This is a genomic window from Pseudonocardia sp. ICBG1034 (assembly GCF_020131375.1).
In the GTDB taxonomy this organism is placed as follows: domain Bacteria; phylum Actinomycetota; class Actinomycetes; order Mycobacteriales; family Pseudonocardiaceae; genus Pseudonocardia; species Pseudonocardia alni.
Genome location: NZ_JAHLEK010000017.1, coordinates 455,524 through 475,081, shown reverse-complemented (window position 1 = coordinate 475,081; position 19,558 = coordinate 455,524). Strand labels below are relative to the sequence as shown.

Here is a 19,558-nt window from a genome sequence, read left to right as displayed (position 1 = left end):
CGTGACCGACCACCACCCCGGCGGCGACCCGCCGGACACCATCCTCGAGATGCGCGCCATCACCAAGACCTTCCCGGGGGTGACCGCGCTGTCGGAGGTCTCGCTCGCCGTGCGCCGCGGCGAGATCCACGCGATCTGCGGCGAGAACGGCGCCGGGAAGTCGACGCTGATGAAGGTGCTCTCCGGGGTGCATCCCGCAGGCACCTACGACGGCGAGATCGTCCTCCACGGCCGGCCGGCCCGGTTCGCCGGGATCCGCGACTCCGAGGCCGACGGCGTCGTGATCATCCACCAGGAGCTCGCGCTCGTGCCGCACCTGTCGATCGCCGAGAACGTGTTCCTCGGCAACGAGCGGCGCGGCCGGCTGGGACTGGTCGACTGGCGGCGCACGCACGCCGAGGCCGCCCGCCTGCTCGCCGAGGTGGGCCTCACCGAGAACCCGGCGACGCCGGTCGGGCGGCTCGGCGTCGGCAAGCAGCAGCTCGTCGAGATCGTCAAGGCGATGACCAAGGACGTGCGGCTGCTCGTCCTCGACGAGCCCACCGCCGCACTCAACGACACCGACTCCGCCCACCTGCTCGAGCTGATCCGGCGCTTCCGCGACGACGGCATCACCTCGATCATCATCTCGCACAAGCTCGACGAGATCGTCGCGATCGCCGACCGCACCACCGTCGTCCGCGACGGCCGGACCGTCGAGACGTTCACCGTCGCCGACGAGCCCGCCCCGCGGAACCGCATCATCCGCGGGATGGTCGGGCGTGACCTCACCTCCTTCTACCCGGACCGCGCGAGCAGCCCGGGGGAGGAGCTGCTGCGGATCAGCGACTGGACGGTGTGGCACCCGACCCAGGACCGCAAGGTCGTCGACGCCGCGTCGCTGTCGGTGCGGGCCGGGGAGGTCGTCGGCATCGCCGGGCTGATGGGAGCGGGCCGCACCGAGCTCGCGATGAGCGTGTTCGGGCGGTCCTGGGGCCGCGACGTCAGCGGCACCCTGCGGGTCGGGGGCCGCGAGGTCCGCGCCCGCTCGGTGCCGGAGGCAATCGAGGCCGGGCTGGCCTACGTCACCGAGGACCGCAAGCACCTCGGCCTGAACCTGGTCGACGACATCCGGCGCAACGTGTCCGGCGCGGGCCTGCGCCGGCTCGCCCGCCACGGCTGGGTCGACGGCGACGCCGAGCTGCGTGTCGCCGAGTCCTACCGGCGCGACCTCGGCATCCGGGCGGCGAGCACCAGCGTCGGGGTCGGGACCCTGTCCGGGGGCAACCAGCAGAAGGTGGTGCTGGCCAAGTGGCTGTTCACCGAGCCGGACGTGCTGATCCTCGACGAGCCGACCCGCGGGATCGACGTCGGCGCCCGCTACGAGATCTACGTGATCATCAACCGGCTCGTGGAGGCCGGCAAGGCGGTCCTGGTGATCTCCTCCGAGCTGCCCGAGCTCCTGGGGATCTGCGACCGCGTCTACACCCTGTCGGCCGGACGGATCACCGGTGAGGTGCCGGTCGCCGAGGCCACCCAGGAGGGCCTGATGGCCCTCATGACCCAGGAGGCGGAGAGCTCCGCATGACCAGCACCCTCCCGAAGAAGGACCCCTCCTCCGACGAGCGTCCCGGCGCCGGTGCGGCGGCCCTGCACTCCGGCACGAGCGACCTGCGACGACTGCTCGCCGGCAACGTCCGCCAGAGCGGCATCGTGATCGCGTTCGTGGCGATCGTCGCGCTGTTCGCGGTCCTCACCGGCGGCGTCTCGCTCAGCCCCGGCAACATCACCAACATCGTCCTGCAGTACTCCTACATCCTGGTCCTCGCGATCGGGATGGTGATCGTCATCGTCGGCGGGCACATCGACCTGTCGGTGGGGTCGGTGGTCGCGCTGACCGGCGCAGTCGCCGCGGTCCTGGTGATCGGCGGCGGGCTGCCCTGGTGGGTCGGCGTCGTCGCGGCCGTCGGCGTCGGCGTGCTGGTCGGTGTCTGGCACGGTTTCTGGGTCGCCTACGTCGGCATCCCCGCCTTCATCGTCACCCTCGCCGGGATGCTGCTGTTCCGCGGGCTGACCCTGCAGGTGCTGGGCAACATCTCGCTCTCGCCGTTCCCCGCGGGCTACCAGCAGATCGCGGGCGGCTTCCTCAACGGGCTCATCGGCGGCCAGGGCTACGACGCCTTCACCGTCCTGATCGCCGCGCTCGGCGTCGCCGGGTACGCGGTGCTCGCCTACCGGAGCCGGGTCGCGAAGGTGCTCGACCTGCAACAGGTCGAGTCCTTCCCGCTGTTCGCCTGCCGGATCGCACTCGTCGGCGTGGTCGTCATGGCGTTCGCCTGGCAGCTGGCCTCCTCCCGCGGGCTGCCCGTGGTGCTGGTCGTGCTCTCGGTGCTGGTGCTCGCCTACGGGCTGCTCACCCGGCGCACGGTGTTCGGCCGGCACGTCTACGCCCTCGGCGGCAACGCGGCCGCGGCCCGGCTGTCCGGGGTGCGGGTCCGCGCCGTCACGTTCTGGATCTTCGTGAACATGGGCTTCCTGGCCGGCGTCGCCGGGGTCATCTACTCGGCGCGGTCCAACGGCGCCCAGCCCGCTGCGGGCACCATGTTCGAGCTCGACGCGATCGCCGCCGCGTTCATCGGCGGTGCCGCGGTGACCGGCGGTGTCGGGACCGTGGTCGGCGCGCTGGTCGGTGGCCTGATCATGGCCGTGATGAGCAACGGCATGCAGCTGATGGGCGTCGACCAGTCCGTGCAGTCGGTCGTGAAGGGACTCGTGCTGCTGTTCGCCGTCGCGTTCGACGTGTGGAACAAGCGCCGCGCCCGCGGCGACGCCTGACCGCCTACGGGGGCGACGACCGGCGGGCCGGTCCGCGAGCTGCGGACCGGCCCGCCGGGCTCGGTGGTGACGGGATGGGCTCAGGCCGTGTCGACGCCGCAGCGCAGCAGGATCCGGCTGCGGTAGGTGTCGCCGGGCCGCAGCACCGTCGACGGGTAGTCGGGGCGGTTGGGTGCATCCGGGAAGTCCTGCGGTTCCAGGCAGAAGGCGTCGCCGCGCCGGGCGGGCCGCCCGTCGGGGAAGGTGATCGAGCCGTCGAGCATCGTCCCCGAGTAGAACTGCACGCCCGGCCGGTCGGTGAAGACGGTCAGGGTGCGGCCGGTGAACGGCTCGGCCACCCGGGCCGCGCCGCGCAGGCCGTCGACGACCGGGCCGCGGTCGTCGAGGACGAAGGTGTGGTCGAAGCCGCCCGCCACCGCCAGCTGCGGGTGGTCCCGGCCGAGCCGTTCGCCGACCCGGACCGGGACACGCAGGTCGAACGGGGTGCCCCCGACCGGGGCCGGGGGACCGGGGAGCGGGAGGAGACGGCCGTCGACGGGCAGGTAGCGGTCGGCCCAGACGATGATCTCGCAGTCGGCCACCCCGGCCCCGCCGAGGGTGAAGTAGGCGTGGTTGGTCAGGTTCACCACGGTCGGGGCGTCGGTCCGGGCGGTGAGCTCGATGGCCACGTCCGACCCGGTGACGGTGTAGACGACGGCGACGTCCAGGGTGCCGGGGTAGCCGCCGTCGCCGTCGGGGCTGCGGTGGGTGAGCGTGACGCGCCGTCCGCCGGGCACCTGCTCGACGGGCCCGGCGGCGAAGTCGGCGTGGTCGAACCCGGCCGTCCCGCCGTGCAGCGACGCCCCGGGCTCGTTCAGCGTCAGGACGTGCTCGGTGCCGTCGAGGACGAACCGCCCGCCGGCGATGCGGTTGGCGAACCGCCCGACCGTGGCGCCGCGGAAGGCCGCGTCGGTGCGCGGGTCCGCGCAGCCGAGCAGCACCTCGTCGACGACGCCGTCGCGGTCGGGCGCGCGCAGCCCCGCGAGCCGGGCGCCGTGCGGGTCGACCGTCACCGCGACCGGCCCGCCGGGCACGCTCAGATCGATCACGACGCGCCCGGTCGGCGCCGGGCGAACGCCCGCTGCAGCAGCACGAACACCAGCAGCAGGGCCCCGATCACGATCCTGGTCCACCACGAGCTGAGGGTGCCCTCGAAGGAGATGAAGGTCTGGATCAGGCCGAGCACCAGCACCCCGAGCAGCGATCCGACGACCAGGCCGACGCCGCCGGACAGCAGCGTCCCGCCGATGACGGTCGCGGCGATGGCGTCGAGCTCGGTGCCGACGGCGGCCAGGCTGTACCCGGACAGCGAGTAGAAGGTGAACAACAGCCCGGCCAGCGCCGAGCAGAACCCGCTGATCGCGTAGACCGCGACCCGGGTGCGCCCGACCGCCAGTCCCATCAGCATCGCCGAGTGCCGGTTGCCGCCGACCGCGTAGACGGTCCGGCCGAACCGGGTCCGGTGCAGCACCCACGCCGCGACGGCGACGACGACCAGCGCCACGACCACCGACGGGCTGACGAAGGACCTGCCGCCCAGCGGGATCGCGGCCTGCGCGATCGCGGTGAACGTCGGGTCGGTCACCGGGACCGACTCGACGCTGATCACGTAGCAGAGCCCGCGGGCGAGGAACATCCCGGCGAGCGTCACGACGAACGGCTGGATCTCCAGGTGATGGATGACCAGCCCCATCGCCGTGCCCAGCGCGACGCCGACGACCAGCACCGCGAGCATCACCGCCGGCGCGGGCCAGCCGTCCGCGAGCAGCGTCGCGGCCAGCACCCCGGACAGCGCGACCACCGACCCGACCGACAGGTCGATGCCGCCGGTGAGGATCACGAAGGTCATGCCGACCGCGAGCACGATCAGGTAGGCGTTGTCGACGAACAGGTTGAGGAAGACCTGCGGGGACAGGAAGTTGTCGTAGCGGACCGACCCCGCACCGAACAGGAGCACGAACAGCACGAACGTCGCGAGGACCGGCAGCACCTGCGTCGAGGGCCGGGGCAGACGGGACAGCAGCGATCCGGTGGGGTCCGGCCGGGTGGGCCGGGGCGTCGTGGTCGTCATCGGGACACCGCCGGGCGGGTGGTCGGGGTGCCGGCGGGCTTCCGTCGCCTGCGGGCGAGGGCGGACCGGACCTTCGGGGACTGGAGCAGGCAGACCGCGATGATCACGACGGCCTTGAACACGAGTGTCACCTCGGGCGCGATGCCGACGGTGTAGACGGTGGTCGTGAGCGTCTGCAGGATCAGTGCGCCGACCAGCGTTCCGCCGATGGAGTACCGGCCGCCGGACAGCAACGTGCCGCCGATCACGACGGCGAGGATCGCGTCGAGCTCGATCCAGAGCCCGGCGTTGTTGGCGTCGGCCGCGGTGACGTTCGAGCTGATCAGCAGCCCGGCGACGCCGGCGCAGAGCGCGACGAACAGGTAGACCGACCAGACGATGCCGCGGGCCCGCACCCCGGCCAGCCGGCTCGCGGTGGGGTTGATGCCGACCGACTCCAGCAGCATCCCCAGCGCGGTGCGCCGGGTGAGCAGGGCGACGGCGAGGTAGACCAGCGCGGTGAGCACGACCGCGACCGGCAGGCCGAACCAGAACCCGCTGCCGAGCACGGCGTAGGTCGGGTTGGACACGGTGACGATCTGTCCGTCGGTGATCAGCATGGCGATGCCGCGCCCGGCCGTCATGAGGACCAGCGTCGCGATGATCGGCTGGATCCCGAGCACCGAGACGATCGCGCCGTTCCAGACGCCGAGCACCAGTGCCAGCACCAGGGCGACGCCGATCCCGGACAGGGCTGCGCCCGGGGAGGCGGGGTCCGGCGAGGACGCGATCCAGGTGCAGGCCACCGCCCCGGAGATCGCGACCGTGGCGCCGACCGACAGGTCGATCCCGCGGGTCGCGACGACGAGGGTCATCCCGAGCGCGATCAGCGCGGTCGGGGCGCCGTTCTTGGCGATGTCGACCAGGCTGCCGTAGAGGGCGCCGTCCTGGACGGTCACGGTGAAGAACCCGGGCGACCACACCAGGTTGGCCAGCAGCAGCGCCGCCAGCGCCAGGACCGGCCAGAACAGCGGCGACCCGGTGACGCGCGACCAGGGGCGCGGTCCGGTGCCCCGACCCGGCGACGGGGGAGCGGCCGGGGCGTCCGGCGCCGCCGTCGCGGGGGCGGCCACCTCGGGTCCGTCCTGGTCGCCGGCGGCGGTCCGGACGGGGGCGGGGTCAGGCAGCAGGGGTGCCACGGTGGGTGCCTCCCTCGGCGACGATCTCCATGACGGCGGCGGTGGAGGCCTCGGCGCGGCTCAGTTCCGCGACCTTGCGCCGGTCGCGGAGCACCGCGATCCGGTCGGAGAGCCGCACGACCTCCTCCAGCTCGGCGGAGACGAAGACGACGGCCATGCCGTCGCCGGCGAGCTCCGCGACCAGCTTCTGGATCTGGGTCTTGGCGCCGATGTCGATCCCGCGGGTCGGCTCGTCGAGGATCAGCAGCTTCGGGTCGGTGATCAGCCAGCGGGCGAGCAGTACCTTCTGCTGGTTGCCGCCGGAGAGGTTGCCGACGAGCGCGTCCGGGTCCGCCGGGCGGACGTCCAGCGCCGAGATCCACTTCCCGACGAGCGTGTCGGCGGTGCGGCGCGGGATCCGGCGGGCCCAGCCGCGCCGGGCCTGCAGGGCGAGCACGATGTTCTCGCGCACCGACAGGTCGGCGATGATGCCCTCGCCCTTGCGGTCCTCCGAGCAGAAGGCGATGCGCTCGGCGACGGCCGCGGTCGGACCGCCGAGGGTGACCTCGCGGCCGTCGACCCGGATCGACCCGGTCTCGGTGCGGTCGGCGCCGAACAGCAGCCGCACCAGCTCGGTGCGGCCCGACCCCAGCAGCCCGGCGACGCCGACGACCTCCCCCGGGTGCACCGCAAGGTCGGCGGGGGCGACACCGCCGGCCCGGCCGACGCCCCGCGCGTCGAGGAACGGGGTCCCGGTGCGCGTGGCGCCCTCGCCCGCGGGCTGGCGGTCGAGGTCCTCCAGCTCCTCCAGGGCGTGGCCGACCATCTTCGACACCATCTCCAGGCGTGGCAGGTCGGCGATCGCGTACTCGCCGACGAGCCGGCCGTTGCGCAGGATCGTGGTGCGGTCGGCGATCTCGTAGACCTGGTCGAGGAAGTGCGAGACGAACAGGATCGCCACCCCGGCGTCGCGCAGCTCGCGGATGACGCGGAACAGCTCCCGGACCTCACCGGCGTCGAGGCTGGAGGTGGGCTCGTCGAGGATCAGCACCGACAGGTCGGTGGCGACGGCCCGGGCGATCGCGACGAGCTGCTGCACGGCGAGCGGGTGGTCACCGACGAGCGAGGCCGGGTCGAGGTCCAGCCCGAGCCGCCCGAGGACCGCGACGGCGGTGCGCCGCACCGCGGCCCGATCGATCCGCCGCCCGCCCCACCACGGGGCCCGCGGCTCGCGGCCCAGCATGATGTTCTCGGCGACGGAGAGGTTCGGGCAGAGGTTGACCTCCTGGTAGACCGTGGCGATCCCGGCCTCCTGGGCGTGCCCGGGCCCGGCGAACTCCCGGCGTTCGCCGCGGACGGCGAGGGTGCCCGCGTCGATGCCGTGGACGCCGGTCAGGGCCTTGATCAGGGTGGACTTGCCGGCGCCGTTCTCGCCCATCAGGGCGTGCACCTCGCCGGGGAACAGCCGCAGGTCGACCCCGTCGAGGGCCTTCACCCCGGGGAACCCGATCTCGATGCCGTGCAGTGCCACCACGGGATCGGTCGTGGCGGCCGGGGGCGGTCCGGTCTCGGTCATCGTCGTCTCCGGGGGTCGTCCCGGGCGCGGCCGCGCGCGGCACCCAGGAGTGGGAGACCGCCCGGTGCCGGTGGATCGTGCTCCACCGGCACCGGGCGGACGGTGCGGGATCAGTACTTGCGCTCGGCCAGGACGGCCGCGGCCTGGGCCTGGTCGAAGGTGGTCTCGGTGACCTCGACGCGGGCCGGGACCTGCTCCCCGGCGGCGACCTTCTTCACCATGTCCATCAGCTGTCCGCCGAGCAGCGGGTTGCACTCGACCATGTAGTTGATCTTCCCGTCGGCGGTCGCCTGCATCCCGTCCTTGGTGGCGTCCACGGAGATGATCGTGATGTCCTTGCCGGGCACCTTGCCCGCCGCGGTGATGGCCTCGATGGCGCCGAGGGCCATGTCGTCGTTCTGGGCGTAGACCACGTCGATCTTCGGCTGGGACTTCAGGAACGCCTCCATGACCTGCTTGCCGCCGGAGCGGGTGAAGTCACCGGTCTGCGAGGCGACGACCTTGATCGCGGGCGTGCCCGCCGTGGCCTGCTTGAACCCCTCGGTGCGGTCGATGGCCGGGGCGGCGCCGGTCGTGCCCTGGAGCTCGACGACGTTCACCTCGGGCCTGCCCGCCGAGTCCTTCACCAGCCACTCGCCGGCCTTCTCGCCCTCCTTGACGAAGTCGGATCCGATGAAGGACTTCACCAGCGACGGGTCGGCGGAGTCGATCGAGCGGTCCGTGAGCACGACCGGGATCCGGGCCCGCTTCGCCTCCTGGAGCACGGTGTCCCAGCCGGTCTCGACGACCGGGCTGAACGCGATCACGTCGACCTGCTGCTGGATGAACGACCGGATCGCCTTGATCTGGTTCTCCTGCTTCTGCTGGCCGTCGGAGAACTGCAGCTCGATGCCGGCCTGCTTCGCCGACTCCTGGATCGAGGCGGTGTTCGCGGTGCGCCAGCCGGACTCCGCGCCGACCTGGGCGAAGCCGAGGGTCAGCGTGTCCGGGGCGGCTCCGCCGGACCCGCCCGAGCCGCAGGCCGCGATCCCGGCGGTGAGGGCGATGGCCGCGGCGGCGCCGGCCAGCCGGCGGAAGACGCGGCGCCCGGTGGGTGGCGTCGGGGTGGGTGTCGTCGTCGACATCGGGATCCTCCGTGTGGTGCGCGGCGGTGCGCGGCCTGCGGGGTGAGGGCCGGAGCCGGGTCCTGTGCGGTCCGGTGTGCCGGTGGTCTCGGTGGTGAGAGATTGTTAGCGCGAACACACAGGCGGGTCAAGGGTCGGTGCGGCCGCCGGACCGATCGTCCGGCGATCGGTGATCGGGTACGCTCCCGGTCCTGGACATGGTTGATGTGAAGGTTAACAACCGCTGCCCCGGTGCCTGCGGTCCGCGGGTGCCGGAGCGTCTCCCGGCCGCCCGGGGGACGCGTCGGCGGGGTGGCCGGGAACGTCCCGGTCGTGCCGGGGTCCGGCGAACGCCCTCCGTAGGGGGGACGGTCACGGACGGCTACGCTGCACCGATCGGAGGGGGACGGGCGTGGGGATCGCGATGGAGCCGGGGCCGAGGCCGGGGCCGGGACGGGCACCGTCCATGTTCGACGTGGCCCGTCGTGCCGGGGTCTCCCACCAGACGGTGTCGCGGGTGCTGAACGCGCACCCGAACGTCCGGGAGAGCACCCGGGTGCGGGTCCGGACCGCGATCGAGGAGCTCGGCTACCGGCCGAACCGTGCCGCCCGCACCCTGGTGACCGGCCGTGACCGGGTGCTCGGCGTCGTCGCGCCGCGGTCCACCCTGTTCGGTCCGGTGTCGCTGCTCGCCGCGTTCGAGGAACAGGCGGTCGGCGCCGGGTTCGGCGTGAGCGTCGTGCGGGTGCGCGAGATCGACGGCGAGTCGGTGCGCCAGGCCGTCCAGCGCCACCTCGACGGGCAGGTCGCGGGCATCGTGGTGATCGCGCCGGTGGCGTCGGTGGCCGAGGCGCTCGACACCGTGCCGCGTGACGTCCCGCTCGTCACCGTCGACGGCGATCCCGACCAGCAGCTGCCGATGGCCACGGTCGACCAGGTGGAGGGCGGCCGGATCGCGACCGAGCACCTGCTGGCCGCGGGGCACACGACCGTCTGGCACGTCGCGGGCCCCACCGACTGGTTCGACGCGGCGGGCCGTGCGGCCGGCTGGGCCGCGGCACTGCACGCGGCCGGGGCCGAGGTGCCCCCGGTGATGGCCGCGGACTGGAGTGCGGACGCCGGGTACCGGGCGGGCGAGCTGATGGCCCGGATGCCCGAGGTGACCGCGGTGTTCGCCGCGAACGACGCGCTGGCCACCGGCCTGCTCCACGCCTTCCACGACCGCGGCCGGAGCATCCCCGGGGACGTCAGCGTCGTCGGGTTCGACGACGTGCCCGTCTCGGCGCACCTCATCCCGCCGCTGACCAGCCTGCGCGCGGACTTCGAGGCCGTCGCCCGCGAGGCGCTCGACCTGCTGCTGAACCACGAGGCCGGGCCGGACGTGTCGCAGGCGGTGCACCGGAGGATCGCACCGGTACTGGTGTCCCGCGACAGCGTCGGCCCGCCGCCCCGCTGACGGCGTCGCCGTCAGCTCGTGTTCTGGACCTTCGTCGCCAGCAGCTCCCAGCTGCGCCACCAGCTCTCCCGGCGCGGCGCCGGGCCGGTGACGATCAGCTCGTCGGCGTCGGCGCGGGCGGCGAACTCCTCCAGGTACGCGGTGACGGTCTCCGGAGTCCCGACCGCGGTGTAGCGGGTCATCGACCGGATCTGCCCGCCCGAGGCGCTGTCCAGGACGGCGTCGGCCTCGGCGTCGGTGAGCGAGGCCCCGCGACGGCCGGTGAACAGCCGGACCCGGGACCGCTGCACCTCACGCTGGATCTGCTGCGCCTCGTCGTCGGAGTCGGCGGCGATGACGTTCACCCCGGCCAGGACGTGCGGGGCGGACAGCTGCTCCGACGGCCGGAACTCCCGGCGGTAGAGCGCCACGGCCTGCTCCAGGGCGTCCGGCGCGAAGTGCGAGGCGAAGCCGTAGGGCAGCCCCAGCGCGGCCGCGACCTGGGCTCCGTAGAGCGAGGACCCGAGGATCGTCAGCGGGACGCCGGTGCCGCGGCCCGGGTGGGCCTCCACGCCCGGGACCAGGCTGGTGGTCCCGAGGAACGCCTGCAGCTCCTGTACGTCCTGCGGGAAGGTCTCCGACGCGCGCGGGTCCCGCCGCAGTGCCGCGACGGTCGCCTGGTCGGTGCCGGGGGCGCGGCCGAGCCCCAGCTCGATGCGGCCCGGGTGGAGCTCGGCGAGGGTGCCGAACTGCTCGGCGATCTGCAGCGGCGAGTGGTTCGGCAGCATCACGCCGCCGGAGCCGAGCGTGATGCGCTCGGTGTGCGCGGCGACGTGGGCGATGAGCACGCTCGTCGCCGCCGAGGCGATCGAGCCCATGTTGTGGTGCTCGGCGTACCAGATCCGGCGGAACCCCCACTCCTCGGCGCGTTGCGCCAGCAGGGTGCTGGCCTCCAGGCCCTGGGCGACGGTCTCACCCCGGGCGACGGTGGCCAGGTCCAGGATCGACAACGGCAGCGGTAGCGGCATGACAGCACCTCACGATCGACACGGTGACGTCGGTGTCAACGAACCGGAGGCGCATCCTCTTCCGCTCCGCGGCATCCGGATCGGAAACGTGATGGGACGGGGGCCGCCACGTGCCGGCCCGGATGCCCGGGGCGACGGCCGACCGGTGCCCTCCCGTCGCGCCGGCTCAGGACGGCGGGAAGTCCTGCACCCCCAGCGCGACGGCGATCCGGCCCAGCGCCGCCCGGTCCGCCGCGTCGAGCCGGTCGAGGACGAGGGCACGGACCGCGCGCAGATGGGTCGGCGCCGCGGCGTGCACGACGTCGAACCCGGCGTCGGTGAGGGCGGCGAGGGTGTAGCGGCCGTCGTCGGGGTCGGGGGAGCGGTGCATCCAGCCGCGGCCCTCCAGTCGTTTGACCACGTTGGAGAGCCGGGACAGCGAGCCGTTCGTCAGGAAGGCGAGCTCGCTCATCCGCAGCCTGCGCCCCGGCGCCTCGGACAGGTGGCTGAGCGTCAGGTACTCGAACAGCGTCAGGCCGTGCGCCCGCTGCAGCGGTGCCTCCAGCCGGCCGGGCAGCAGCATGATCAGTGAGACCAGGCCGGTCCACGCGGCCTTCTCCCCGCCGTCGAGCCACGTCGGCCCGTCACCGCCGGCCTCCGGTGTCGCCCGGTCCGTCGTCACCCGTCGCTCCCGTCCGTGGGTACCGGAGTGCACTTTACAGGTGAAGCAATGACTTGTAGGTTGAATTCATGGATGAAGTCATTGAGCGCGAGACCGCCACCTTCCACGTCACGCCGGGCTACGGTGTGACCGCCCGCGACCTGCTCGGGTACAGCCAGGCGGTCCGGATCGGCAACCGGGTGGAGACCTCGGGCCAGGGCGGCTGGGACGACGACCTGGTCGTCGCCGAGGACCTGGAGCAGGAGATCGTGCGGGCCTTCGACAACGTCGGGCGCACGCTCGCCGAGGCGGGCGCGACCTGGGCCGACGTCGTGCACGTGAACTCGTACCACAAGGTCGCGCCCGGGTCCGCCGCCATCGGCGACGAGCACAACCGGATCATGGTCCGGGAGTTCCGCAGCCGGCTCGGCGGGCGCGCCCCGGTCTGGACCCAGACCGGCGTCACCGTGCTCGGGCTCGCCACCATGCGGGTCGAGATCCGGGTGACCGCCCTGGTGGAGGGGTCCGGCTGAGGGTGCCTCAGCGGGTCCGTTCGTAGTGCCGGCGAGCCTTGGCGCGGTTCCCGCAGACCGCCATCGAGCACCACCGGGCGCGGTTCGCGCGGCTGCGGTCGAGCAGGAAGAGCCGGCACGCGTCGTTCGCGCAGGGGCGCAGCCGGCCGGGCAGCTCCTCCTCGACGGCGGCCCAGGCCAGGACGGCCTCGACGGCGAGCCGGGCGTGCGGAGGGGCGACGGTCCGCCAGGTCAGCCGCCCGTCGGTGAACTCCGGCGTCCGGTGCACGCCGTCGAGGAGTGGGGCCAGCGCGACGCCCGGATCGGCGCCGCCCCGGGCGACCCGGGTCAGGGCGTCCCGCGCGTCGCGCAGGACCGCCAGCTCCTCCGGGCCGCCGTCGCCGCCGTGCTCCCGCGCCCAGCGGCGCGCGGAGGCGGGGTCGCGGAGGGCGTCGCGCTCCATGCCGTCGACCAGGGGTCTGCTGTTGAGCAGGTCCAGCAGCAGGTCCACGTTCGTCTCCTAACCGCATCAAGTCCTTTGACAGGTTACACACGGGCGTGCTTCCGTGAGGAGGTCTAACCAGATCAATCGCGTGAAGGAGTTAGTCATGCCGCTCGTCCACCACCGGACCGCGACCGTCGACGGACACGAGATCTTCTACCGGGAGGCCGGCCCCGCCGACGCGCCCACGATCGTCCTGCTGCACGGCTACCCGACCAGCTCGTCGATGTTCCGGCACCTGATCCCGCTGCTGGCCGGCGACCACCACGTGATCGCGCCGGACCACCTCGGCTTCGGGCACTCCGCCGCTCCGCCCGCGGCGGAGTTCGACTACACCTTCGACGCGCTCGCCGACGTCACCGACGGGCTGCTCGAGCTGCTGGGTGTCGACCGCTACGCCCTCTACGTCCAGGACTACGGCGCGCCGATCGGCTGGCGGCTCGCGCTCGCCCACCCGGAGCGGATCACCGCGATCGTCACCCAGAACGGCAACGGCTACGAGGACGGCTTCGTCGAGTCGTTCTGGACCGCCGTCTGGGCCTACGGCGACGCGCCCGGCCCGGAGACCGAGCCCGCCGTCCGCGCCGCCCTCGACCTCGACGCCATCCGGTGGCAGTACCTGCACGGCGTGCCCGATCCGGGAACGGTGGACCCGGACACCTGGCACCACGACCACGCGCTCGTCTCCCGGGAGGGCAACGACGCGGTCCAGCTCGCTCTGTTCCGCGACTACCGCACCAACCGCCCGCTCTATCCGCGCCTGCACGGGTTCCTGCGCAGCAGCGGGGTCCCGGTGCTGGCGGTGTGGGGGCGCAACGACGAGATCTTCGGACCGGACGGGGCGCGGGCGTTCGCCCGCGACGCCCGGGACGTCGAGGTGCACCTGGTGGACGGCGGCCACTTCCTGCTCAAGAGCCACCTGGACGTCGTCGCCGGCCACCTGCGGCGCTTCCTGGAGCGGGTCCCGGCGTGATGTACGTGCCCCGGGGCGGGGAGCGTGATCAGGACCGGCGGGTGTCCGGGGTCCCGTCGCCCGGGTCGCCCAGGACGGCGTCCACGGCCAGGTACAGCGTCTCGGTCTCGGTCCGCAGGATCGGGTCCGCGGCGGGCAGCGCCCGTTCCATGCCGAGCCCGTCGACCACGGTCATGAGGAACCGTGCCCGCCGGGCGTTGTCGCCCGGGGCGAGCGCGCCCTCGTCGACCAGGGTCGTCAGCCAGTACTCGACCCGGCGCCGCACCTCGCGCTCGATGGCGAGGTAGGCCGTCCGGAGCTCCTCGGTCGGCTCGGGCACGACGAAGGTGTCGACCGCGGTCCGCAGCGCCCGGCGCGCCTGCTCCCCGACCCCGGTCCGGTTGAGCACCTCTCGCAGGCAGGCGGCGAGGCGGTCCCGGGCCGGCACCGCGGTGTCGTGGATGGCGTCGTCGGGGGCGACGAGGTCGTAGACACGGGTCAGGACCTCGTCCTGCAGCGCCCGCTGGGTCGGGAAGTGGTGGCGCAGCGAGCCGGTGCTGACCCCGGCCCGCGCGGCGACCGCGCGCACGCTCAGCCGGGTCCCCGGGTCCTGGCCGAACAGCTCCATCGCGGCCAGGAGCACCCGGTCCCGGCTGCCGAGTCTCCGCCGCTGCGTCTCGTCCACCCCTGGCAGGCTACTAGTACACCGTGTTAGCGTGCCGCCGAAGGAACCAACACAGTGTGTTGGTCAGGGACGCGGGTTCGGGGGGACCAGATGCTGACCGAGTGGCGACGACACCGCGCCGTCCGACGGGTGAGGCCGGGCGACGGCAGCCCGCTGAAGCGTTTCCGCTGGTGGCAGCTGTTCCTGGGGCGCGCCCTGCTGCATCTGGACCTGACCGGCGCCGACGGGCGGCCGGTGCGGTACTCCGTCGACGTGCGCCACCAGGGCAGCGGGGAGACCGGGCAGGTCGTCGCGCAGGTGTACCGCGACGGGCGGCACCACGCGTCGTCGCGGGTGCCGGCGGTCGTCCCGGTCGAGGGCGGCGCGATCGAGGTCGCGACGAGCGCGTTCGGTGTGAAGCGCTGCCGGTACGTCACCGCCGCCGGTGCGGTCCGGCAGCTGGTCCCGGACCCGCGCTCGGCGGAGGGCCGCCGGGCCCGACTGGAGCGCGAGCACCCCTCGCTCAGCCGCGTGCTCGGCGTCGTGTCGGTGGTGGCGCTGGTCGTCGGTGTCGGGCTGAACCTGCTGCAGCTGCTGGAGCCGCTCAGCCGGATCCCGCCGGTCGCGGCGGCGGTCGGGGTGTTCGAGTCGCCGGTCCACCTGCCGATCTGGCTCAACATCGCGCTCGGCCTCGCGGCCGCCCTGGCCAGCACCGAACGCGCCCTGCGGCTGCGCTACCACTGGCTGCTCGACGGCGTCGGCAACTGAGCCGGGCGTGCCCCGGCGGTCCGCCCGCCGGGGCACGCGCCCGGTCAGGCGGCCGGCTCCCCGAACCAGCGGCGGGCCGCCCGCCGCAGCGTCGTGGGATCGGGCCGGTCCCCGCCGACCCAGGCCACGACGCCGTCGGGGCGCAGGAGCACGGTGCCGGTGCCGAGGTCGTCGCGCAGCGGGCCGGTGACGCGGCGGATCCGGTCCGCCCAGCCGTGTGCCACGGCGCCCAGCGCGGGGTCGGCCCCCGGGTCGAGCAGCACACCCGAGCCGGTGGCCGTGAGCTCGCCGAGCCAGGTGCCGTCGGCGAGGCGGAACTCCGGCGCGACCCGGCCGACCATCGGGTGTGCGTCGCCGAGGTCGAGGCGCAGGCCCGCGCCGGAGGTCCGCAGGTAGACGTAGCCCGCGCCGTCGCGGGTGGTGAGCAGGTCGCGCACCACCGACTGGAGGGCGGCGGCCTGCGGGCCGGGCCGCATGAGCGCCACCTGGGCGCGGGACCAGTCGAGCACGGCGGCCGCGACCGGGTGCCGTTCGTCGTCGTAGGTGTCGAGCAGGCCGTCCGGGGCGGCGCCCCGCGCCGTGGCGGCCAGCTTCCAGCCGAGGTTCAGCGCGTCGGCCAGGCCGGAGTTGAGGCCCTGCCCGCCCAGTGGGGAGTGGATGTGCGCGGCGTCGCCGGCGAGCAGCACCCGGTCCCGCCGGTAGGTCGTCGCCTGCATGGCGCGATCGGTGAAGCTGGAGGCGTTCCACACCTCGAGCAGGGTCACGTCGGTGCCCGACACCCGGCGCAGGACCTCCTGGAGGTGCTCGGGCGTCGGCGGCCGCGAACGGTCGAAGGCACCACCGTCGAAGTCCATGATCCCGAGGTGGCCGTCGGTGGGCATCCGCAGGTACATGCCCTGCGGGGTCAGGTTGAAGCCGCGGTCGAGCTTGTCCAGGTCGTCGACCCTGGCGTGCAGCACGTAGCCGGTGAACTGCGGCTCGGTGCCGACGAAGTCGAACCCGGCGAGCCGCCGGACGGCGCTGCGGCCGCCGTCGCAGCCGACCACCCAGCGGGCGGCGAACGTGCCGGTGCGGCTGTGCACGACCACCCCGTCGTCGTCCTGGTCGAGGCCGGTGACCGGGGTGTCACGCAGGATCCGGACCCCGAGCTCGTCCGCCCGCCGGGCCAGCATCCCCTCGACGTCGGCGAGGTGGATCATCAGCCGGTCCGTGGCCGGGGTGGGCAGCCGGGGCGGGAGCGTGGTCTCGTCGAGCTCGACCCCGCTCAGCATGATCCCGGCGAAGTGCCCGGCCCGCGGCGGCGGCAGCATCCCGTCCGCGGCCCCGGTCCCGGGGTCGGTCCGGCCGCCGGCCGCGGGCTCCGGGCCGAAACCGGCCGGGGTCGGGCCGACCGCCTCCCGCAGCGCGGGCAGCAGCCCCCGCCGGTGGAAGGCCTCCACCGAGGCCGCGGTCAGCCCGCGCATCCCGAGCGGCGCGGTCCGCCAGGGGTTCTCCCCACCGGGCTCGCGTTCGAGCACCGTCACCGAGCAGCCCGCGAGACCCAGCTCGCAGGCGAGCAGCAGACCGACCGGGCCCGCTCCCACGATCACCACGTCGTCCACACCGATCGCCTTCTTCCGTCGTCGAGGTCGTGACCCGAGACTGCGCCCGGCCGCTGGCGTGGGGCACGCACGCGGCACGCACGGCCCTGGCACGGTGGTGTCCGTCGAGTCGAACCGGGTCCGGTGCCTGCGGCCCCCGGTGTGGTCGGCGAGCTGCGTCCCGTCGCCCTCGTGGCCGCCGCCTCCCGCCGGAGAACCCGGGAGACCGCCACGGGACGCGCCGGTGGGTGACCCGGATCACGATCACTGGAGTGTGCCGCGACGGCCGACGGTGCGATGGGCCCCAGGCACCGGGGACGGTCCCCGGCTCCGTGAGGAGGCACCGATGACCCGTGCACCGACGACCCGGACCCCGACCCGCATCACCCTCGAGGACTTCTTCGCCGACCCGGAGTTCGCCGGGCCCTCGCTGTCGCCGGACGGGACGCGCATCGCCTACCTGGCGTCGCACCGCGGACGGCGCAACCTCTGGGTCCGGGCCGTCGAGGAGACCCACGCCGACGCCGTCGCGGTCACCCACGACACCCGCCGCGGGATCTCCCGCTACCACTGGACCGGCGATCCGCGTTGGATGCTCTACGAGCAGGACACCGACGGCAACGAGGACTGGCACCTGTACCGGGTCGACCTCGACGCCCCCGGGGAGCCCGCCGTGGACCTCACACCGATGGCGCCGGGCTCGCGGGTGTTCGGGGTCGAGCCGTCCCACGATCGGCCCGGCACCGTGCTGGTCTGGATGAACCCCGACCCGATGTCGATCGACATGTTCCGGGTCGACCTCGCGACCGGCGAGGCCGCGCTGGAGCTGGCCCAGCCCGGGCTGCGCGAGACCTGGCTGACCGACCGCGAGGGGCGCCCGGCGTTCCACTCGGTCATGACCGGGGCCGGCGACTACGAGTTCTCCGCGGTCGACCCCGACGGCGGGCGACGGCTGCTGCACACCGTCGGCGGCCCGGAGCACCCGGTCGGCGTGTACCCGCAAATGGTCACCCCCGACGGCACCGGCCTGCTCCTGGGACTCCACCAGGACTCCGACGACCTGCGGCTGGTCCGGATCGACCGGGCGACCGGCGAGCAGACCGTGGTGTCCGCGGTCGAGGGGAGGAGCCTGGACACGCTGGGGATGCTCGGCCCCGGCCTGCCGCAGACGCTGCTCACCGACCGCGCCACCGGCGAGGTCGTCGCCGTCCGGTACGTGGGGGACCGGCCGCACCTGGAGATCCTCGACCCGGAGTTCGCGCCGGTGTTCGAGGCACTGTCCGCGCTGTCCGACGGCGTGCTGGAGTCCGTCTCCTCCGACGAGTCCGGGCGGCTCTGGATCGCCGGGTACACCCACGACCGCGAGCCGGGCGTGTACCGGCTCTACGACCACGCCACGGGGGAGAGCCGGGAGCTGTTCCGCGGTCACCCGCACCTCGACCCGGCCGACCTCGCGCCGATGGACGCGGTGTCGTTCACCGCCCGCGACGGCCTCCCGCTGCACGGCTTCCTGACCCTGCCCGTCGGCACGACCCGGCAGGACGCCGAGCGCCTGCCCCTGGTCCTGGTCGTGCACGGCGGGCCGTGGGCGCACGACACCTGGGGCTACGACCCCGAGGTCCAGTTCCTCGCGAACCGCGGGTACGCCGTGCTGCAGGTCAACTTCCGGGGCTCCACCGGCTACGGGCGCCGCCACCTCACCGCCGCGATCGGTGAGCTCGCGGGCGCGATGCACGACGACCTGATCGACGCCTGCGACTGGGCCGTCGGGCAGGGCTGGGCCGACCCGGGCCGGGTCGGCATCTACGGCGGCTCCTACGGCGGGTACGCCGCGCTGGTCGGCGTGACCGTCACCCCGGACCGCTTCGCCGCCGCCGTCGACTACGTCGGCATCTCCGACCTGGCCAACTTCATGCGGACCCTGCCCGAGTTCGTCCGGCCGTACCAGGTCAACGCCTGGTACCGCTACGCGGGCGACCCGGACGTGCCGGAGCAGGCGGCCGACCTCGCGGCCCGCTCGCCGATCACGATGGTCGACCGCATCCGCACGCCGCTGCTGGTCGCCCAGGGCGCCAACGACGCCCGGGTCGTGCAGGCCGAGTCGGACAACATCGTGGCCTCGCTGCGCGAGCGCGGGGTGCCGGTGGAGTACCTGCTGGCCACCGACGAGGGGCACGGCTTCGCCAACCCGGAGAACCGGATCCGGCTGTTCCGGGCGATGGAGCGCCACTTCGCCGAGCACCTCGGCGGCTCCGCCTGAGCCCGTCGTTTCGCCGCACCGCCCCGGGGTAGCCCCCCGGGGACAGGGTGCCGGGCGACACGTCGGCGCACGCCGGCGGAACGGAGTGGACATGGCGAAGCAGGTGGCAGCGGTCTGGGTACCGGTGACCGACATGAAGCGGGCGACCGCGTTCTACCGCGACGTCCTCGGCCTGGCCGTGACGATGGAGAGCGACGACTGGACCGAGCTCGACGCCGGCGGCCTCACCATCGGCCTCAACGGCCGGGAGACCGCGGAGACCGCCGACCACGGCGGTGCCGTGATCAGCTTCCACCCGGAGACGTCCATCGAGGAGGCCCTCGACGACCTGAAGCAGCGCGGCGGCCACGTCCAGGGCGACATCAGCGAGCACTCCTGGGGCCGGATCTTCCCGTTCCGCGACACCGAGGGCAACGACCTGCAGTTCTACACGCCGCCCGCGGGCTGACCCGGCCGC

Annotated in this window: 18 protein-coding genes; 8 read left to right on the top strand and 10 right to left on the bottom strand. The window is 73.7% G+C overall.

What is annotated here, in order from left to right:
• Positions 1 to 49: 49 nt before the first annotated feature.
• Both KPF22_RS17135 and mmsB read left to right on the top strand, forming a co-directional pair.
• A complete protein-coding gene (locus KPF22_RS17135; RefSeq protein ID WP_208818615.1) occupies positions 50 to 1,567 on the top strand; it encodes a sugar ABC transporter ATP-binding protein in 1,518 nt (505 codons plus the stop codon).
• The gene (mmsB, locus tag KPF22_RS17130; protein ID WP_224402672.1) at positions 1,564 to 2,814 is read left to right on the top strand and encodes a multiple monosaccharide ABC transporter permease; all 1,251 of its coding nucleotides are present in this window, start codon (positions 1,564 to 1,566) and stop codon (positions 2,812 to 2,814) included. The genes KPF22_RS17135 and mmsB overlap by 4 nt, the downstream gene beginning before the upstream one ends.
• A gap of 80 nt (positions 2,815 to 2,894) precedes the next feature.
• Here the strand turns inward: mmsB and KPF22_RS17125 are convergent, their stop codons facing one another.
• The 5 genes from KPF22_RS17125 to KPF22_RS17105 form a co-directional block, all read right to left on the bottom strand.
• Positions 2,895 to 3,902, bottom strand: coding sequence for an aldose epimerase family protein (locus KPF22_RS17125; RefSeq protein WP_208818575.1), 1,008 nt, complete (start codon positions 3,900 to 3,902; stop codon positions 2,895 to 2,897).
• Positions 3,899 to 4,924 (bottom strand): galactofuranose ABC transporter, permease protein YjfF, encoded by a 1,026-nt coding sequence (gene yjfF / locus KPF22_RS17120; RefSeq protein ID WP_208818576.1) that lies wholly within the window; start codon positions 4,922 to 4,924, stop codon positions 3,899 to 3,901. Before yjfF ends, KPF22_RS17125 begins: the two co-directional genes overlap by 4 nt.
• The gene (locus tag KPF22_RS17115; protein WP_224402967.1) at positions 4,921 to 5,934 is read right to left on the bottom strand and encodes an ABC transporter permease; all 1,014 of its coding nucleotides are present in this window, start codon (positions 5,932 to 5,934) and stop codon (positions 4,921 to 4,923) included. Before KPF22_RS17115 ends, yjfF begins: the two co-directional genes overlap by 4 nt.
• A gap of 148 nt (positions 5,935 to 6,082) precedes the next feature.
• Entirely contained in the window at positions 6,083 to 7,657 is a 1,575-nt protein-coding gene (locus KPF22_RS17110) for a sugar ABC transporter ATP-binding protein (RefSeq protein ID WP_224402671.1), read from the bottom strand.
• A gap of 110 nt (positions 7,658 to 7,767) precedes the next feature.
• Entirely contained in the window at positions 7,768 to 8,781 is a 1,014-nt protein-coding gene (locus KPF22_RS17105) for an ABC transporter substrate-binding protein (protein WP_224402670.1), read from the bottom strand.
• Between the two features lie 445 nt (positions 8,782 to 9,226).
• On the opposite strand from KPF22_RS17105, the gene KPF22_RS17100 reads away from it, so the two are divergent.
• Positions 9,227 to 10,216, top strand: coding sequence for a LacI family DNA-binding transcriptional regulator (locus KPF22_RS17100; protein WP_224402669.1), 990 nt, complete (start codon positions 9,227 to 9,229; stop codon positions 10,214 to 10,216).
• Between the two features lie 11 nt (positions 10,217 to 10,227).
• Here the strand turns inward: KPF22_RS17100 and KPF22_RS17095 are convergent, their stop codons facing one another.
• Together KPF22_RS17095 and KPF22_RS17090 are read right to left on the bottom strand one after the other, a co-directional pair.
• Positions 10,228 to 11,223 (bottom strand): LLM class flavin-dependent oxidoreductase, encoded by a 996-nt coding sequence (locus KPF22_RS17095; protein WP_224402668.1) that lies wholly within the window; start codon positions 11,221 to 11,223, stop codon positions 10,228 to 10,230.
• 166 nt (positions 11,224 to 11,389) lie between these two features.
• A complete protein-coding gene (locus tag KPF22_RS17090; RefSeq protein ID WP_374107496.1) occupies positions 11,390 to 11,884 on the bottom strand; it encodes a MarR family winged helix-turn-helix transcriptional regulator in 495 nt (164 codons plus the stop codon).
• A 68-nt stretch (positions 11,885 to 11,952) separates the two neighbouring features.
• Here KPF22_RS17090 and KPF22_RS17085 point away from each other — a divergent pair, with 68 nt between their 5' ends.
• Positions 11,953 to 12,396 (top strand): Rid family hydrolase, encoded by a 444-nt coding sequence (locus KPF22_RS17085; RefSeq protein WP_224402667.1) that lies wholly within the window; start codon positions 11,953 to 11,955, stop codon positions 12,394 to 12,396.
• Positions 12,397 to 12,403: 7 nt separating this feature from the next.
• Here the strand turns inward: KPF22_RS17085 and KPF22_RS17080 are convergent, their stop codons facing one another.
• The gene (locus KPF22_RS17080; protein ID WP_224402666.1) at positions 12,404 to 12,886 is read right to left on the bottom strand and encodes a CGNR zinc finger domain-containing protein; all 483 of its coding nucleotides are present in this window, start codon (positions 12,884 to 12,886) and stop codon (positions 12,404 to 12,406) included.
• 97 nt (positions 12,887 to 12,983) lie between these two features.
• On the opposite strand from KPF22_RS17080, the gene KPF22_RS17075 reads away from it, so the two are divergent.
• Positions 12,984 to 13,850, top strand: coding sequence for an alpha/beta fold hydrolase (locus KPF22_RS17075; protein ID WP_224402665.1), 867 nt, complete (start codon positions 12,984 to 12,986; stop codon positions 13,848 to 13,850).
• Between the two features lie 28 nt (positions 13,851 to 13,878).
• Here the strand turns inward: KPF22_RS17075 and KPF22_RS17070 are convergent, their stop codons facing one another.
• A complete protein-coding gene (locus tag KPF22_RS17070; protein ID WP_224402664.1) occupies positions 13,879 to 14,514 on the bottom strand; it encodes a TetR/AcrR family transcriptional regulator in 636 nt (211 codons plus the stop codon).
• A gap of 129 nt (positions 14,515 to 14,643) precedes the next feature.
• Here KPF22_RS17070 and KPF22_RS17065 point away from each other — a divergent pair, with 129 nt between their 5' ends.
• Positions 14,644 to 15,261, top strand: a complete 618-nt coding sequence (locus KPF22_RS17065; protein ID WP_224402663.1) for a hypothetical protein — start codon at positions 14,644 to 14,646, stop codon at positions 15,259 to 15,261.
• 44 nt (positions 15,262 to 15,305) lie between these two features.
• Here the strand turns inward: KPF22_RS17065 and KPF22_RS17060 are convergent, their stop codons facing one another.
• Positions 15,306 to 16,862, bottom strand: a complete 1,557-nt coding sequence (locus tag KPF22_RS17060; protein WP_224402662.1) for an FAD-dependent oxidoreductase — start codon at positions 16,860 to 16,862, stop codon at positions 15,306 to 15,308.
• Positions 16,863 to 17,187: 325 nt separating this feature from the next.
• On the opposite strand from KPF22_RS17060, the gene KPF22_RS17055 reads away from it, so the two are divergent.
• Positions 17,188 to 19,101, top strand: coding sequence for an alpha/beta fold hydrolase (locus KPF22_RS17055; RefSeq protein ID WP_208818585.1), 1,914 nt, complete (start codon positions 17,188 to 17,190; stop codon positions 19,099 to 19,101).
• Positions 19,102 to 19,192: 91 nt separating this feature from the next.
• Entirely contained in the window at positions 19,193 to 19,549 is a 357-nt protein-coding gene (locus KPF22_RS17050; RefSeq protein WP_224402661.1) for a VOC family protein, read from the top strand.
• Positions 19,550 to 19,558: the final 9 nt, after the last annotated feature.